At 67.5% G+C, this 17,831-nt stretch carries 8 protein-coding genes and 1 pseudogene; 7 read left to right on the forward strand and 2 right to left on the reverse strand.

Features of this window, described 5'->3' with window-relative positions:
• The first annotated feature begins 72 nt into the window (after nt 1–72).
• The 3 genes from AC3A6P_RS19755 (at nt 73) to AC3A6P_RS19765 (ending at nt 3,732) form a co-directional block, all read left to right on the forward strand.
• Nucleotides 73–987, forward strand: a complete 915-nt coding sequence (locus AC3A6P_RS19755; protein ID WP_487693389.1) for a LysR family transcriptional regulator — start codon at nt 73–75, stop codon at nt 985–987.
• A gap of 105 nt (nt 988–1,092) precedes the next feature.
• On the forward strand, nt 1,093–2,601 hold the full coding sequence (locus tag AC3A6P_RS19760) for an APC family permease (RefSeq protein ID WP_487693391.1): 1,509 nt from the start codon (nt 1,093–1,095) through the stop codon (nt 2,599–2,601).
• Nucleotides 2,602–2,685: 84 nt separating this feature from the next.
• Nucleotides 2,686–3,732, forward strand: coding sequence for an aminotransferase class IV (locus AC3A6P_RS19765; RefSeq protein WP_487693392.1), 1,047 nt, complete (start codon nt 2,686–2,688; stop codon nt 3,730–3,732).
• A gap of 14 nt (nt 3,733–3,746) precedes the next feature.
• On the opposite strand, the gene AC3A6P_RS19770 is transcribed toward AC3A6P_RS19765, so the two are convergent.
• Complete coding sequence (locus tag AC3A6P_RS19770) at nt 3,747–5,129, reverse strand: acyl-CoA dehydrogenase family protein (protein WP_487693393.1); 1,383 nt, start codon at nt 5,127–5,129, stop codon at nt 3,747–3,749.
• A gap of 125 nt (nt 5,130–5,254) precedes the next feature.
• Here AC3A6P_RS19770 and AC3A6P_RS19775 point away from each other — a divergent pair, with 125 nt between their 5' ends.
• Complete coding sequence (locus AC3A6P_RS19775; protein ID WP_487693394.1) at nt 5,255–5,677, forward strand: ChaB family protein; 423 nt, start codon at nt 5,255–5,257, stop codon at nt 5,675–5,677.
• Here the strand turns inward: AC3A6P_RS19775 and AC3A6P_RS19780 are convergent.
• Nucleotides 5,674–6,960: an MFS transporter gene (locus tag AC3A6P_RS19780; protein WP_487693395.1), complete on the reverse strand. Its 1,287-nt coding sequence runs from the start codon at nt 6,958–6,960 to the stop codon at nt 5,674–5,676. The genes AC3A6P_RS19775 and AC3A6P_RS19780 overlap by 4 nt on opposite strands.
• Nucleotides 6,961–7,256: 296 nt before the next feature.
• On the opposite strand from AC3A6P_RS19780, the gene AC3A6P_RS19785 reads away from it, so the two are divergent.
• The 3 genes and pseudogenes from AC3A6P_RS19785 to AC3A6P_RS19795 all read left to right on the forward strand — a co-directional run bounded on the left by AC3A6P_RS19785 (nt 7,257) and on the right by AC3A6P_RS19795 (nt 17,812).
• Nucleotides 7,257–7,895 carry a MerR family transcriptional regulator gene (locus AC3A6P_RS19785; RefSeq protein ID WP_487693396.1) on the forward strand — a complete coding sequence of 213 codons (639 nt, stop codon included), beginning with the start codon at nt 7,257–7,259 and terminating at the stop codon, nt 7,893–7,895.
• A 13-nt stretch (nt 7,896–7,908) separates the two neighbouring features.
• A pseudogene (locus AC3A6P_RS19790) lies at nt 7,909–8,010 on the forward strand (hypothetical protein); the annotation flags it as partial.
• A 565-nt stretch (nt 8,011–8,575) separates the two neighbouring features.
• Complete coding sequence (locus AC3A6P_RS19795; RefSeq protein ID WP_487693397.1) at nt 8,576–17,812, forward strand: fatty acid synthase subunit beta domain-containing protein; 9,237 nt, start codon at nt 8,576–8,578, stop codon at nt 17,810–17,812.
• Nucleotides 17,813–17,831: the final 19 nt, after the last annotated feature.

Here is a 17,831-nt window from a genome sequence, read left to right on the forward strand (position 1 = left end):
CTCTTGAGCGACGGGTAGACCCGCCGCCACAGAGAGGGACCGACCACGAGCGCCAACGTCCATGACGTCACCTTGCGTCAGCTGCGGTACTTCGCGGTGCTCGGTACCGAACTGAACTATCGGCGTGCCGCCGAAAAGCTGTTCATCACCCAACCCGCGTTGTCGACGGCGATCAAACAACTCGAGCACCACTTCGGGGTGTTGCTGTTCATCCGCAACACCCGTGAGGTGGCCCTGACGGATCTGGGCGCGGCTTGGCTGCCGCAGGTGCAACAGGCCCTGGGTGGCGTCGATGCCGTGATGGAGAACCTGGTGACGCTGTCGGGCACCCGCCAGGGCCGGCTGCGCTTCGGCTATCTGATCGGAACGGGCGCCGACCTGTTGTTCCGGATCGTCCGTCACTTCGAGACGGCCTATCCGGATGTCATCGTCGAACCCATCGAGTTCGACTTCTCCGATCCGACCGCCGGCCTGGCCGACGGTTCCGCCGAGGTGGCGTTGATCAGGCCGCCGGTGGATCTGCCCGATCACCGGATGCTCATTCTCGATTCCGAGTCGTGGGTCGCCTGCCTGCCCCGCGATCACCCGTTGGCCGAGCGGGACGAGGTGGTGATCGCCGAACTGCTCGACGATCCGATCGTGTGCGCGCCGCTGACTGCGGGCAGTTGGCGCGACTACTGGATGGCGATGGACGCCCGCGGCAACCGGCCGCCGACCATCGCCGCCGTCGCCGCCACCTACGAAGCGGAGACGACGTCGATCGCCCGTGGGCTGGGAATCAGTTTCACGACGTCTTCGGTGGCCAGGTTCTACGACCGGCCCGGCATCGTGTACATACCGATCACCGACCGGCCGCCCTGCCACACCGCCCTGGCCTGGCACCCCTCCCGGCTGACCCCACAGTCCGACGCGCTCATCAGGCATGTGCAGGAGCAGTGGAATTTCGGGGACGGAGAAGAGATTCCAGTGCCTGCCACACTTCACTGATAAATCCTGCTTATCAGCAAATCAAAAGATGGAACTTCCGGTTACGCCCCGGTGGCGGTTTCCTGTCATCAGTCGTTTTCTGACATCACCTGACCTGGAGTGATCATGACCGATGCCCTAGCCTCATCCACTCATTCGCAGAAACCGGACCAACCGCTCAACTCCGAAGACGCCAAGCTCGCCGAACTCGGCTACACCCAGCGGCTCGACCGCTCGGTGGGCACACTCGCCTCGTTCGCGATCGGCTTCGCCACCATCAGCGCCACCACCGCGGTGTTCACCGGCTTCGGCGCCGGCTACTTCACCGCAGGCGCACCGTTCGTGTGGACGCTGCTGCTGGCCGGTGCGGTGTTCGCGCTGTGGACGTTCATCGCCGCCGACCTGACCGCCAAGCTGCCCCTGGCCGGCTACTCGTACCAGTGGATCAGCCGGATCAACGGTCCCAACCTCGCCTGGTTCACCGGCTTCATCGCCTTGATGGGCTGGGTCTGCGGCATGACGGGCGTCGGCTTCATCCTGTCCGGGTATCTGGGTGGGCTGCTCGGCTGGAGCATGACGCAGACAACGCAGATCCTGCTGGCCATCGCGGTGGTGTTCGTCTGCGTGCTGATCAACATCTACGGCGTCCGCTTCGCCACCATGGTCAACAACATCGGCGTCAGCCTCGAGTTGGTGATCACCGTCGGCGCAACGGCATTGATCGCCATCATCGCCTTCTCCGCGCCCGAGAACCATCAGCCCATCTCGACACTGTTCACCGGCGGCGAAGCCGGCGACAAGGACTCCTACATGCTGGCGTGGCTGGCGGCGGCGCTCGGCCCGTTCTTCGGCCTGATCGGCGTCGAGTCCGGCGCCGACGTCGCCGAGGAGACCAAGAATGCCCGGCGCGTGGTGCCCAAGACCATGTTCTACGCGCTGATCACCTCGATCGTCATCGAGTTCCTGATGTACGTCGTGTACGTGCTGGCCATCAAGGATCCCGCTGCGGTGGAGGCCAATTCCGCCGCGCCCATCGAGGAGATCATCACCCAGCAGGCCGGCCCCGTCGTCACCAAGATCGTCGTCGCCATCGCCCTGACGAACATCCTGGCCTGCCTGCTCGCCAACATCCTGGTCGCCACCCGGCTCACCTACTCGATGGCTCGCGACAACATGCTGCCGTTCTCGCACGTGTGGCGCCACGTCTCGCCCAAGAGCAAGGCTCCGACGTACGCGGTGATCGGATTGGGTTGCCTGTCAACGCTTCTGCTGCTGTCGGCCCTGGTGAACGAGAAGGCGTTCAACTACATCATCGGTATCGCGTCGCTGCTGTTCTTCTTCGTCTACATCCTCCAGACCATCGGCCTGCTCGTCGGCTACAAGCGCGGCACCATCCCCGCGCCCGAGCCCGGCACCTTCGATCTGGGCCGGTTCCGGTTGCCGCTGTACGTCACCGCCCTGGTGGTGTTCCTCGGCGTCGCGGTGGCGCTGCTCTTCCTGCCCCAGTTCACCAACAACAAGTGGGTCTTCCTCGGCATCGTCGTGCTCGCGGCGATCTGGTGGGCCACCGGCTTGAAGTCGCGGCTGAGCCGTGGTGACGCCGGGGCCGACTACGCCAAGACCCACCACATCTGACCGACCCCCTGTTGACTCTGCGTCCACGACGCCGACCCCTCGCGCCGTGGACGCAGAGTCAACCCAAACCCGAAGGGAATCAACATGACCGCAACCACACAGTCCTCACCCGGGCGCTCCTCCGCCGACCTCGGCACCTCCAACCTCGTCGCCGTGGAACCCGGTGCCATCCGGGAAGACACCCCCGCCGGCTCGGTGATCCAGTACAGCGACTACGAGCTGGACACCTCCAGCCCGTTCGCCGGTGGCGTCGCCTGGATCGAGGGTGAGTTCATGCCGGCCGAAGAAGCCAAGATCTCGATCTTCGACACCGGCTTCGGGCACTCCGATCTCACCTACACCGTCGCCCACGTCTGGCACGGCAACATCTTCCGACTCGGCGACCATCTGGACCGGCTGCTCGACGGGTCCCGCAAGCTGCGGCTCGATCCGGGAATGTCCAAAGACGAGCTCGCCGAGATCACCAAGAAGTGTGTCTCGCTGTCGCAGCTGCGGGAGTCCTTCGTCAACCTGACCGTCACCCGCGGCTACGGAAAACGCAAGGGGGAGAAGGATCTCTCCAAGCTCACCCACCAGGTGTACATCTACGCAATCCCGTACCTGTGGGCCTTCCCGCCGGCCGAGCAGATCTTCGGTACCACCGCCGTCGTGCCGCGTCACGTACGCCGGGCCGGCCGCAACACCGTCGACCCCACCATCAAGAACTACCAGTGGGGGGATCTGACCGCGGCCAGTTTCGAGGCCAAGGACCGGGGCGCGCGCACCGCGATCCTGCTGGACGCCGACAATTGTGTGGCCGAAGGCCCGGGCTTCAACGTGTGCATCGTCAAGGACGGAAAGCTGGCCTCGCCCTCACGAAACGCACTTCCCGGGATCACCCGCAAGACGGTGTTCGAACTCGCCGACCAGATGGGCATCGAGGCGACGTTGCGCGATGTCACCAGCCACGAGCTCTACGACGCCGACGAGATCATGGCCGTGACTACAGCCGGCGGTGTCACCCCGATCAACACGCTCGACGGGGAGAAGATCGGCAACGGCGAGCCGGGACCGCTGACCGTGGCGATCCGGGACCGGTTCTGGGCGTTGATGGACGAGCCGTCGGACCTGATCGAGGCCATCCAGTACTGACCGAGGTCTGAGCGTCACCGCCCCGGTGGTTTGAGCACGGTCATGGCCGCGCGCATCACCGGGGCGGGCACACGGTCCTTGGCGGCCAGCGCGGCGTCGGCCAGCCGGGTGCGAGCGGGTGTGCCGCGGCCGAACCAGCGGTTCAACGGCCCGCCCGATGGTTCGAGGTCGACGTGCAGCGGGGGAGCGCCGTCGCCGGCGCCCAGCGCGTGAGAGATGACCACCCGCTGGATTTCGCTGGTGCCTTCGAAGATGGTGTACAGCTTGGCATCTCGATACCACTTCTCCACCGGATGGTCGCTGATGTAACCCCAGCCGCCCATGGTCTGGATGGCGCGCTCCGTGGTCGCCACCGCCACCTCGCTGGCCGCGAGCTTGGACATCGACCCCTCACCTCGCTCGAACGGCACACCGGTGGCCGCCATCCAGGAGGCCCGCCACGTGAGCAACCGCGCCGCGTCGATGCGCGTCGCGAGGTCGGCCAGCGGGAACGCGATTCCCTGGTTGTCGATGATCGGCGCACCGAAAGCCACCCGGCGGTTGGCGTACTCGGTCACGTATTCCAGTGCCGCGCGGGCGATTCCGAGAGCCTGCGCAGCCACCATGGGCCGGGTCTGTTCGAAGGTGCCCAAGGTGGCCGACCCTGAGTGCTTTGCGCCCTCGACGACCTCGCGGGCCTTGGCCAGCTTGTGTTCCAGCTTGTCCGTGCCCCCGAGCAGATTCTCGGCCGGCACCCGCACACCGTCGAACTTCAGCTCGGCGGTGTGTGAGGCACGGCAGCCCAGCTTGTCGAGCTTGCGCACCATGGTCAGCCCCTCGGTGCCGCCCGGGACGATGAACAGCGCCTGGCCCCGATGGCCCAGCTCTTCGTCGACGACGGCGTTGACCACATGCACGTTGGCGATGCCTCCGTTGCCGATCCACATCTTGTGCCCGTCGATCACCCAATCGGAGCCATCGCGACGGGCCCGGGTGCGCAGGTTGCGCACATCGCTGCCGCCCTCCGGTTCGGAGATCGCGAGCGCCGCGAGTTTGATGTCGTCGGCGGTGCCGAAGCATTCCGGAGCCCACTGCAGCATCTGCTCGGGAGTGGCGGCCTGGCCGATGGCCGACAGCGCCAGCGCCGGCATCACCACGGCCAGTCCGATCCCGGCGCAGCCCCAGAAGATCTCCTCCATGAACATCGGCAGCGACAGCCCGGTCGGGTCGCCGATGAGGTCGCGGTAGAACAGCGGGCTGTAGAAGCCGCGGCGGGCGGCCTCCTCGAGTACCGGCCACGGGAACTCCTGGCGTCGGTCGTACTCGGCCGCCACGGGCCGGATCACCGTTTCGGCGAACTGGTGCGCGCGGCGCGCGAGATCATGCTGTGCCGTTGTCGGAGTCAGGTCGAAGCCCACAGTTTTTTCCTCCGCCCCACGGCGTTTTCGCCCGTTTCGAGCACCCATACCCAAAGCCGCGCGATGGCAATCGGCGCCGAGTTCAGCGAGGTTTTGCCGCAGGCCCGCCGGGTACCTCGACGCACATGCCGAAAACCACCAAGCACGGCGGCGCCAAGAAGAGCGAACTACCGAGCACACTGCAGAAATCCGACAAGAAGGCCCAGCGCACATTCGCCAAGACCTACGACTCGGCCGCTGATCAGTACGACGGTGACGAGCAGCGCGCCCACCGCGTTGCCTACAGCGCGCTGAAGCACTCCTTCGAAAAGGTGGGCGATCACTGGGAGGAGAAGGACGAGAAGGGCCCCTCCGACGAACGGTCCGAGAGTGGGGGACCCAACCCGTCCGGTGAGAGCGCCGAAGGGGTCAACGCCAACGCCTCCAAGAAACACCTCGTCGACGTCGCGCGCAAACTCGATATCAGCGGGCGGTCGACGATGACCAAGGAGGAGTTGGTGGACGCCATCCAGAAAGAGAACCGCCGCGTCTCTGCGCGCAATCGTTAACGGGTGACCTGAGGGTCCTCGCGGGGATCGTCGAAGAACTCCAGCAGGTACTTGCTCTCGTCGATCTCTCCGATGGTGCGGCGCGCCTTCCTCCGTGTGATCAGGATGGCGATGGCGGCGAAGATCCAGATGACGTACTGCACCGCCCACGCGGTGCGGAACGAGTCGAAGGTGAAGCCGCCTGCGGCGTCCATGATCATCCCCATCGACTGCATCACCAGCAGCGAGGCCAGGAAACCGCCCATGTTGACGATGCCCTGTGCGGTACCCAGGGTCTGCGCGGGGTTGAAGGTGCGGGCGAAGTCGAAGCCGACCATGGACCCCGGCCCGCCCACCGAGATGACGATGACGAGCAGCACCAGCAGCCACAACGGTGCCGCGGAGGGCAGTGCCAGCACCACCGTCCAGATCGTTGCGTTGCTAACCACGATCCCGAGCACCACATGGGATCGGCGATGCGGGTTGCGTCCGGTGAAGAGCCCGATCAGGACGCCCGCCGCGACCGAGGCGGCCACGGAGGTGGTCAGCAGCAGGCCGGCCGTCGTACGGGAGAGTCCCTGGGCGGTGGTCAGGTAGGGCACACCCCACATCAGCGCGAAGACGGTGACCGAGAACTGCGTGCCCATGTGGGTGAAGAAGCCGAGCCGGGTTCCCGGCCGCAACCACGTCGCCTTCAGGCTGGACACCGTCTGGGCCAAACCGGCGGACCTGACGGGCACGGCCGGTCCGGTGGGAGTGTTCTTCACCAGCGTGAGCACCAGGGCGATGGCCAGCAGCCCGAACGCGCTCGCCGTCAGATAGGCGGTCTGCCAACCCGCACCGGACAGCAACGCCAGGAAGGGCAGCGCGGAGAGCACCTGGCCGAACTGGCCACAGAAACCCGTCAGCTGAGTGACGAGCGGGATGCGGTGTTCGGGGAACCAGAAGGGCACCAACCGCAATACCGAGATGAAGGTGAAGGCATCTCCCAGTCCGAGAACCGCGCGCGCCGCGACCGCCGAGGGCAGGGATTCGGTGAGCGCGAGCGTCAGTTGTCCCGCCGCCATCAGGGTCCCGCCGGCGACGATCATCACCCGCGAGCCGAATCGGTCCAGCAGCAGACCCGCCGGGATCTGAGCCAGCGCGTAGACGATCACCTGGAGAACGACGAAGGTCGACAGCACCGCCGGCGGGGCATGGAAGCGTTCGGCGGCGTCGAGGCCGGACACCCCCAGAGTTGTGCGGTCGAGAACCGCGACGACGTACGCCAAAAGCCCGGTGGACCAGACGATCCAGGCACGCACGGTCGCTCCCTTCTCCGCATCCGATGGTCCCTCATTGCGGGATCGATGCAGAAATCCATGGGCTGTGAGTTCACTCGCAACCTTGGGTCACGGTCGCCAGCATGTCGCGCGCGTGTTGACTGAACTTGCATTTCTTTGCACAGAAAATGCTGATGGTTGCGGCGAAGGTGCTGATCAGATTCGGTTGCTGGCGGCCGATTGGATGTGTTGCGCGAGTTGTTGAATGTTTGCCAGATGGGCTGTTTCGGGTACCATCCCGCCATGCGCCTGTCGATGACGATGCTGGGTCTCTGACGTTGACTCAGTACCGGATCGGGGAGCTGGCCGAGGTGTCGGGGGTGAACGCCCGCAATATCCGCGCCTACCGCGAACGTGGCCTGCTCGATCCGCCCACTCGCATCGGTCGCGCCGCCATCTACGGCGATGCGCATCTGGCGCAGCTGCGGGTGATTGATCAGCTGCTGAGCCGGGGCTTCACCTCGGCGCACATCGCCGACTTCTTCGCCGCAGTGCGGTCCGGCCGTGATCTGGCCGATGTACTGGGGCTGACCGACGTGTGCGTGGCGGCCGAGGCGGTACCGATCGAGGTCGAGATCGGCGCCGAGGACGCTGCCCGGATGGTGACGACTGGGCTGGCCTACACCCTGGGTGACCAGCTGCTGCTCGCTGATCCGGACCTGGTGCGGATCGTCTCGCGCGCCCCGGACCGACGGCGGTACCTGAGGGTGCTGGTCGAGGTGTTCGTCTCGACGCGAGCTGGGGTGGCCGCTGCGGCCCAGGATGTCGAATCCCTCCTGCAGGGCGCCGTGGCCGAGCTCGATTCCATCGGCCAGCCGGAGCGGGTGTTGCAGGACTACCGGGACCTGGCCGCCATCGTGATCGCCCGTCAGGTCGACAACGCGATACGCAGGCCGTTGGCCCGATCCGGCGCCTGAGATTCTTGATACAGCCGCGCACCTGCACCAGGTCGAGATCGACAAGCGCAAGGTCGCCGGCGTCGGTGTGGACATCAACCACATCCTCAAGCCCAGCTACGGGCAGTGGGACTGAGGGGCACCCGGGGTAGTTCGCCAGGGCTTGACGCCAGCAAACTATTCTGCGTTCGGCGAACGCAATTTTTGTTGACAGCTGTCACGTTTCCGGGTCCGACGGGGCCGGGATTACCGCGAGGTGCGACGAAAAACACTAGGTAACGATTTGATAACAGTACTGCTGTGATCAGCGCAGTTGTGGCTACTGGACCGTAACCACCTGCATGCAGGACGTTTGTCCTCCAACCTCAACGCGCCGGTTCAACCGCTTGTTACCCGCGGCCGGGTTACCGGCGCGTAGAACTCGCCAGTAACCATCTCGCACCCGAAACTGGCTCTAGCTCTTATGACACTCTTAGTGCAGTCGGTGCCGCCGTTCGTCACCCGTCACAAGGATCGAGAGCCCGCCTGCAGAACCCGCTCCAGCCGGGTCCGCAGCAGCGGCATCACGACGGGCAGGTCGACGGCGACCGCCAACTGACACCTTCGCAGGGCAGCGCAGGTCTGAGACCTAACAACGAATGCCATTCGGTCAGCACTGGACCGAGTGCCGTTCACCCAGAAGTATCTAGGAGACATACACGGTGACGATCTTCGAGCACGACAAGCTTGCTGCTAACTACGACGGTTCCACAAACCCCAATGGCAACGCTGCCGCGCCCGCGCACTCCTCGTCCCACGCCCTGGTGGACCGGCTCACCGACGGTGAGCCCTATGCCGTCGCATTCGGCGGCCAGGGCAGCGCCTGGCTCGAGACTCTCGAGGAACTGGTGTCCTCGGCCGGCATCGAGTCCGATCTGGCGACCCTCGCCGGCGAAGCCGAACTGCTTCTCGAGCCCGTCGCCACAGAACTCGTCGTCGTCCGACCGATCGGCTTCGAGCCGCTGCGCTGGGTGCGCGCGCTCGCAGCCGAGGAGCCGGTGCCCTCGGCCAAACAACTCACCTCGGCGGCCGTATCGGTGCCCGGCGTTCTGCTGACCCAGATCGCCGCTGTGCGCGCGCTGGCCCGCCAGGGTATGGATCTGGCCGCCGTGCCGCCCGTGGCCGTGGCGGGCCACTCTCAGGGTGTGCTGGCGGTCGAGGCGCTCAAAGCCGGCGGCAGCCAGGACGTCCAGCTTCTCGCGCTGGCCCAGCTGATCGGCGCCGCGGGCACGCTCGTGGCCCGCCGCCGCGGCATCTCGATCCTCGGAGACCGCCCGCCCATGGTGTCGGTCACCAACGCCGACCCCGAGCGCATCTACGAGCTGCTCGAGGAGTTCTCCCAGGACGTGCGCACCGTGCTGCCGCCGGTGCTGTCCATCCGCAACGGCCGCCGCTCCGTCGTCATCACCGGCACCCCGGAGCAGCTGTCCCGGTTCGAGCTCTACTGCGAGCAGATCGCCGAGAAGGAAGAGGCCGAGCGCAAGAACAAGCTGCGCGGCGGTGCCGTCTTCAACCCGGTCTTCGAGCCCGTCCAGGTCGAGGTTGGATTCCACTCGCCGCGCCTGTCCGACGGTGTCGAGCTCGTCGCCGAATGGGCCGAGAAGGTGGGCCTCGACGTCGAGCAGGCCCGCGCCATGACCGAAGCCATCCTGGTGAGCCAGGTGGACTGGGTCGACGAGATCTCCGCGCTCCACGACGCCGGCGCCAAGTGGATCCTGGACCTGGGCCCGGGCGACATCCTGACCCGGCTCACCGCCCCGGTGATCCGCGGTCTGGGCATCGGCATCGTCCCCGCCGCGACCCGCGGCGGACAGCGCAACCTGTTCACCATCGGCGCCGTCCCCGAGGTGGCCCGGCCGTGGACCAGCTATGCCCCGTCGCTGGTCACCCTGCCCGACGGCTCGGTCAAGCTGTCGACGAAGTTCACCCGCCTCACCGGTCGCTCGCCGATCCTGCTCGCCGGCATGACGCCGACGACGGTTGACGCCAAGATCGTCGCCGCGGCGGCCAATGCCGGCCACTGGGCCGAGCTGGCCGGCGGTGGCCAGGTCACCGAGGAGATCTTCAACGACCGCATCGCCGAGCTGACCACCCTGCTCGAGCCCGGGCGTGCCATCCAGTTCAACTCGCTGTTCCTCGACCCGTATCTGTGGAAGCTGCAGGTCGGTTCCAAGCGGCTGGTGCAGCGCGCCCGTCAGTCGGGTGCGCCCATCGACGGACTGGTCGTCACCGCGGGAATTCCCGACCTCGAAGAGGCCGTCGAGCTGATCGAGGAGCTCAACGGCATCGGCATCAGCCACGTGGTGTTCAAGCCGGGCACCGTCGAGCAGATCCGCTCGGTCATCCGCATCGCCACCGAGGTGCCCACCCGGCCCGTCATCGTTCACATCGAGGGCGGCCGCGCCGGTGGCCACCACTCGTGGGAGGACCTCGACGACCTGCTGCTGGCCACCTACTCCGAACTGCGCAGCCGCGCCAACATCACCGTCTGCGTCGGTGGCGGTATCGGCACGCCGGAACGCGCCGCCGAGTACCTGTCCGGCCGTTGGTCGCGGGGCTACGGCTTCCCGCTGATGCCGGTCGACGGCATCCTGGTGGGAACCGCTGCGATGGCGACCCTCGAATCCACCACCAGCCCGCAGGTCAAGCAGCTGCTGGTGGACACCACCGGCACCGAGCACTGGGTCGGCGCGGGCAAGGCGCAGGGCGGTATGGCTTCCGGCCGGAGCCAGCTGGGCGCCGACATCCACGAGATCGACAACACCGCATCGCGTTGCGGCCGCCTGCTCGACGAGGTAGCCGGTGACGCCGACGCGGTGGCCGCTCGCCGCGACGAGATCATCGCCGCGATGGCCAACACCGCCAAGCCGTACTTCGGTGACGTCGCCACCATGACCTACGAGCAGTGGCTGCGCCGCTTCGTCGAATTGGCCATCGGCGAGGGCGATTCCACCGCCGACACCAAGCGGGACCACTCGCCGTGGCTCGACGTCACCTGGCGTGACCGCTTCACCGACATGTTGCAGCGCGCCGAGGCCCGCCTCGACGCCAAGGACTACGGGCCCATCGAAACCCTCTACGGCGCAACCGAAGAGGGCGAGGCACTGCTGGAGAACCCGCAGCAGGCGATCGCTGCTCTGCTGGAGCGCTTCCCGGATGCCTCGACGGTCAAGCTGCATCCCGCCGACGTCCCGTTCTTCATCAACCTGTGCAAGACGCCCGGCAAGCCGGTCAACTTCGTGCCCGTGGTCGACAAGGACGTGCGCCGCTGGTGGCGCAGCGACTCGCTGTGGCAGGCGCATGACGCCCGCTACTCCGCTGACCAGGTGTGCATCATCCCCGGCACCGCCGCCGTCGCCGGGATCACCCGCGTCGACGAGCCGGTGGGTGAACTGCTCGACCGCTTCGAGCAGGCCGCCATCGACGAGGCCGTCACTGCCGGAGTCCAGCCCGCTGCGGTGCTGTCCCGGTTGCAGAACGTCTCCAGCGCGCTGTCGCTGGTCCTCGATGCTCCCGACGTCCTGTGGGCCGGTCGTACCGCCACCAACCCGGTGCACCGCATCGCCGCACCCGCGGAATGGCAAGTGCGCGACGAGAGTTCCGCCACGCACCATGCCACCGGCGCTCGCCTCGAGGTCGCTGACGAAAAGGTGATCCTGAGCGTGCCGCTGTCGGGCACCTGGATCGAGATCGCCTTCACCCTGCCGTCCTCCACCGTTGACGGTGGTGCCCCGGTGGTCACCACCGACGACGCGGCCACCGCCATGCGCGCGGTGCTGGCGATCGCCGCCGGCGCCGAGGGCCCCGAGGCACTGCCGGTCCCGGTGGACGGCACCACCACGGTCACCGTCGAGTGGGACCCGGAGCGCGTCGCCGACCACACCGGCGTCACCGCCACCTTCGGCGCCCCGTTGGCGCCGACGCTCACCGTGGTTCCCGACGCGTTGGTCGGCCGCTGCTGGCCCGCGGTGTTCGCCGCCATCGGTTCCGCTGTCACCGACTCCGGCTTCCCGGTGGTCGAGGGTCTGCTGAGCCTGGTGCACCTGGACCACGCCGCCTCGCTGGTGGCGCCGCTGCCCAAGGACAAGGCCGAATTGACGGTTGCCGCAACGGCTTCGGCGGCTTATGACACCGAGGTCGGCCGTGTTGTGCCGGTGGAGGTGACCGTGAGCGCCTCCGACGGCACCGTGCTGGCCACCCTCGAGGAGCGCTTCGCGATCCGTGGGCGCACCGGCGCGGCCGAGCTGACCGACCCGCTGCGCGCCGGTGGTGCGGTGTCCGACAACGAGACCGACACCCCGCGTCGCCGTCGTCGTGACGTCACGCTGACCGCGCCGGTCGACATGCGGCCGTTCGCGGTGGTCTCCGGTGACCACAACCCGATCCACACCGATCAGGCCGCCGCGCTGCTGGCCGGCCTGGAATCGCCCATCGTGCACGGTATGTGGCTCTCGGCCGCCGCCCAGCACGTGGTGACCGCCACCGACGGCAAGCCCGTCCCACCGGCCAAGCTGCTCGGCTGGACCGCTCGCTTCCTCGGCATGGTCAAGCCCGGCGACGAGGTGGACTTCCGCGTCGACCGCGTCGGTGTCGACCTCGGCGGTGAGGTGCTCGAGATCGCAGCCCGCATCGGCTCCGATCTGGTGATGTCGGCGACCGCGCGACTGGCCGCCCCCAAGACCGTCTACGCGTTCCCCGGTCAGGGCATCCAGTCCAAGGGCATGGGCATGGATGTGCGCGCCCGGTCCAAGGCCGCCCGCAAGATCTGGGACAAGGCCGACAAGTTCACCCGCGAGACCCTCGGCTTCTCCGTGCTGCACGTGGTGCGGGACAACCCGACCAGCCTGATCGCCTCCGGGGTGCACTACCAGCACCCCGAGGGCGTGCTCTACCTGACGCAGTTCACCCAGGTCGCCATGGCCACGGTGGCTGCCGCCCAGGTCGCCGAGATGCGTGAGCAGGGCGCCTTCGTCGAAGGCGCCATCGCCTGCGGTCACTCCGTCGGTGAGTACACCGCGCTGGCCTGTGTGTCGGGCGTGTACGAACTCGAGGCGCTGCTGGAGGTGGTGTTCCACCGCGGCTCGAAGATGCACGACATCGTGCCGCGCGACGCGCAGGGCCGGTCCAACTACCGCCTGGCCGCCATCCGGCCGTCGCAGATCGATCTCGACGACGCCGACGTCACCGACTGGGTGGCCGGGATCGCCGAGCGCACAGGCGAATTCCTGCAGATCGTGAACTACAACCTGCGTGGCTCGCAGTACGCCATCGCCGGTACCGTCCGCGGCCTGGAGGCGCTCGAGGAAGAGGTCGAGCGGCTGCGCGAGATCTCGGGCGGCAAGCGGTCCTTCATCCTGGTTCCGGGTATCGACGTCCCGTTCCACTCCAGCGTGCTGCGGGTCGGTGTCGCCGACTTCCGCCGGGCGCTCGAGCGTGTCATGCCGTTCGACAGCGATCCCGCGCTGATCGTCGGGCGTTACATCCCGAACCTGGTACCCCGGCCGTTCACCCTGGATCGCGATTTCATCCAGGAGATCCGCGATCTGGTGCCCGCCGAGCCGCTCGACGAGATCCTCGCCGACTACGACACGTGGCGTAACGAGCGTCCGTCGGAGTTGATGCGCAAGATCGTCATCGAGCTCCTGGCCTGGCAGTTCGCCAGCCCGGTGCGCTGGATCGAGACCCAGGACCTGCTGTTCATCGAGGAAGCCGCAGGCGGTCTCGGTGTCGAGCGGTTCGTCGAGATCGGTGTGAAGTCCGCACCGACCGTCGCCGGTCTGGCCACCAACACCCTGAAGCTGCCCGAATACGCCCACAGCACAGTGGAAGTGCTCAACTCTGAGCGCGATGCCGCGGTGCTGTTCGCCAACGACACGGATCCCGAGCCGGAGCTCGAGGTCGACGACACCCCGGCACCGGCGGCCGAGGCTTCGCCGGCCGCAGCGGCTCCCGTGGCGGCTCCGGCCGCGCCCTCGGGTGGTCCCCGCCCGGACGACATCTCGTTCGACGCGGCCGATGCCACCGTGGCGCTGATCGGCCTGTCGGCCAAGATGCGGCTGGACCAGATCGAGGCGCTGGACTCCATCGAGTCCATCACCGACGGTGCGTCCTCGCGACGCAACCAGCTGCTGGTCGACCTGGGTTCCGAGCTGAACCTCGGTGCCATCGACGGTGCGGCCGAGGCCGATCTGGGCGCGCTCAAGGGCCAGGTGTCCAAGCTGGCCCGCACCTACAAGCCGTTCGGCCCGGTGCTCTCCGACGCCATCAATGACCAGCTGCGCACGGTCCTCGGGCCGTCCGGCAAGCGGCCGGCCTACATCACCGAACGTGTCAGCAAGACATGGGAACTCGGCCCCGGCTGGGGTAAGCACGTCACCGTCGAGGTGGCGCTGGGCACCCGCGAGGGGTCCAGCGTCCGCGGCGGCGCCCTCGGTGGTCTGCACGACGGTGCGCTGGCGGACACCGCGGCCGTCGACAAGGCGATCGATGCCGCCGTCACCGCGGTGGCCGCTCGCAAGGGCATCGCCGTGTCGCTGCCTTCGGCCGGCGGTGCCGGCGGGGGAGGCGTCGTGGACTCGGCGGCCCTGGGTGAATTCGCCGAGAAGGTCACCGGCCCCGACGGCGTGCTGGCTTCTGCTGCCCGCCTGGTCCTGGGACAGCTGGGACTCGACGTCCCGGTCACCGCGCCCGAAGGATCCTCCGACGCCGCGCTCATCGACCTGGTGACCGCCGAACTCGGATCGGACTGGCCGCGACTGGTCGCGCCGTCGTTCGACGCCAAGAAGGCCGTCGTGCTCGACGACCGGTGGGCGAGCGCCCGCGAGGATCTGGTCAAGCTGTGGCTGACCGACGAGGACGAGATCGACACCGAATGGCCGCGCCTCTCAGAGCGTTTCGAGGGTGCCGGACATGTGGTCGCCACCCAGGCGACATGGTGGCAGGGCCGTGCGCTTGCGGCCGGTAAGCAGACCCACGCGACGTTGTTCGGCCGCATCGCTGCCGGCGCGGAGAACCCGGGCAAGGGCCGCTACAGCGACGAGATCGCCGTGGTGACCGGTGCGTCCAAGGGTTCGATCGCCGCGGGTGTGGTGGCACAGCTGCTCGACGGCGGCGCCACCGTGATCGCGACCACCTCGAAGCTCGACGACAACCGGCTGGGGTTCTACAAGAACCTCTACCGCGACCACGCCCGCTTCGGCGCCAAGCTGTGGGTGCTGCCCGCCAACATGGCCTCCTACTCCGATATCGACGCACTGGTGTCGTGGGTCGGTAGCGAGCAGACCGAAAGCCTTGGGCCGCAGTCGATTCACCTCAAGGATGCCCAGAACCCGACGCTGCTGTTCCCGTTCGCGGCGCCGCGGGTGTCCGGCGACCTCTCCGAGGCCGGCTCCCGGGCCGAGATGGAGATGAAGGTGCTCCTGTGGGCCGTGCAGCGGCTCATCGGTGGCCTGTCCACCATCGGTGCCGAACGCGATATCGCCTCACGTCTGCACGTCGTGCTGCCCGGTTCACCCAACCGCGGCATGTTCGGCGGTGACGGCGCCTACGGCGAGTCGAAGGCCGCGATGGACGCCCTGGTGAACCGCTGGAGCGCGGAGTCCTCCTGGGCGCAGCGGGTCAGCCTGGCGCACGCGCTGATCGGCTGGACCAAGGGCACCGGCCTGATGGGTCACAACGACGCCATCGTCGGCGCGGTCGAGGAAGCCGGCGTCACCACCTACACCAACAGTGAGATGGCGGCGATGCTGCTGGATCTGTGCACCCCGGAGGCCAAGGTCGCCGCGGCGTCCTTGCCCATCAAGGTCGACCTGACCGGTGGCCTGGGCGATATCAAGCTCGACATGGCTGAGCTGGCCGCCAAGGCCCGCGAGGAGATGTCCGCCGAAGCCGCCTCGAACGACGAGGACGAGCTCACCGGGACCATCGCGGCCCTGCCGTCCCCGCCGCGCCCGCACACCCCGGCGCCCGCGCCGGAGTGGGCTCCGCTGGACATCGATCCCGCGGATCTGGTGGTCATCGTCAGCGGTGCCGAACTCGGCCCGTACGGCTCGTCACGCACCCGCTTCGAGATGGAGGTCGACGGCGAGCTGTCGGCCGCCGGCGTGCTCGAACTGGCGTGGACCACCGGGCTGATCAAGTGGGAAGACGACCCGAAGCCGGGCTGGTATGACACGGCCAGCGGCGACCTGGTGCCCGAATCCGAACTGGTCGAGCGGTACCACGACACCGTGGTGGAGAAGTGCGGTATCCGTGAGTTCGTCGACGACGGTGCGATCGACCCCGATCACGCGTCGCCGCTGCTGGTGTCGGTGTTCCTGGACAAGGACTTCAGCTTCGTGGTCTCCAGCGAGGCCGACGCCCGGGCGTTCGTCGATTTCGACCCCGAGCACACCGTGGTGCGCCCGGTGCCGGATTCGAGCGACTGGCAGGTGATCCGCAAGGCGGGCACCGAGATTCGGGTGCCGCGCAAGACCAAGCTGTCGCGGACCGTCGGGGCGCAGATCCCGACCGGCTGGGATCCGACCGTGTGGGGCATCAGCCAGGACATGGCCAACTCGATCGACCGGGTGGCGCTGTGGAACATCGTCGCAACCGTCGATGCGTTCCTCTCCGCCGGGTTCAGCCCGGCCGAGCTGATGCGTTGGGTGCACCCGAGCCTGGTGGCCAGCACGCAGGGCACCGGTATGGGCGGCATGACCTCGATGCAGACCATGTACCACGGCAACCTGCTGGGCCGGAACAAGCCGAACGACATCCTGCAGGAAGTCCTGCCGAACGTCGTTGCCGCGCACGTCATCCAGTCCTACGTGGGCAGCTACGGCGCGATGATCCACCCGGTCGGCGCCTGCGCCACCGCGGCGGTGTCGGTCGAGGAGGGCGTTGACAAGATCAAGCTCGGCAAGGCCGAACTCGTGATCGCCGGCGGTTTCGATGACCTGACCCTGGAAGCCATCATCGGCTTCGGTGACATGGCGGCCACCGCCGACACCGAGGTCATGCGGGCCAAGGGCATCAGCGACTCGAAGTTCTCCCGCGCCAACGACCGTCGGCGCCTGGGCTTCCTGGAAGCCCAGGGCGGCGGCACCATCCTGCTGGCCCGCGGTGACCTCGCGGTCAAGATGGGTCTGCCCGTGCTGGCGGTTGTCGGTTACGCGCAGAGCTTCGCCGACGGTGTGCACACCTCGATCCCGGCCCCGGGCCTCGGCGCCCTGGGCGCCGGCCGCGGTGGCAAGGACTCGGTGTTGGCACGGTCGCTGAACAAGCTGGGTGTGGGAGCCGACGACATCTCGGTGATCTACAAGCACGACACCTCGACGCTGGCCAACGATCCCAACGAGACCGAGCTGCACGAGCGCCTCGCGGACTCGATGGGACGCTCTGAAGGTGCACCGCTGTTCATCGTCAGCCAGAAGACGCTGACCGGCCACGCCAAGGGCGGTGCCGCGGTGTTCCAGATGATGGGCCTGTGCCAGGTCCTGCGCGACGGCGTGATCCCGCCGAACCGCAGCCTGGATTGTGTCGACGACGAGCTGGCCACCTCCGGTCACTTCGTGTGGCCGCGGGAGACCCTGCGGCTCGGGGAGAAGTTCCCGCTCAAGGCCGGTCTGGTGACCAGCCTCGGGTTCGGGCACGTCTCGGGTCTGATCGCTCTGGTGCACCCGGCGGCGTTCCTGGCGACGCTGAGCGACGACGAGCGGGAGACCTATCTGGCTCGAGCCGAGGAGCGCACGCTCGCCGGCAAGCGCCGGTTGGCGTCGGCCATCGCCGGTGGTCGCCCGATGTACGAGCGGCCCGCCGATCGCCGGTTCGATCACGACACGGCCGAGAAGCCCCAGGAAGCGGCGATGCTGCTGAATCCGGCTTCGCGATTGGGTGATGACGACATCTACATCCGGTGATCGGTCGGTGACCGCTGAT

This window comes from Mycobacterium sp. Soil_C_30 (assembly GCF_057656995.1).

Coding starts and splice junctions, on each gene's coding strand:
- AC3A6P_RS19765 (WP_487693392.1), top strand. CDS start 2,686: ATGACCGCAACCACACAGTCCTCACCCGGGCGCTCCTCCGCCGACCTC.
- AC3A6P_RS19760 (WP_487693391.1), top strand. CDS start 1,093: ATGACCGATGCCCTAGCCTCATCCACTCATTCGCAGAAACCGGACCAA.
- AC3A6P_RS19775 (WP_487693394.1), top strand. CDS start 5,255: ATGCCGAAAACCACCAAGCACGGCGGCGCCAAGAAGAGCGAACTACCG.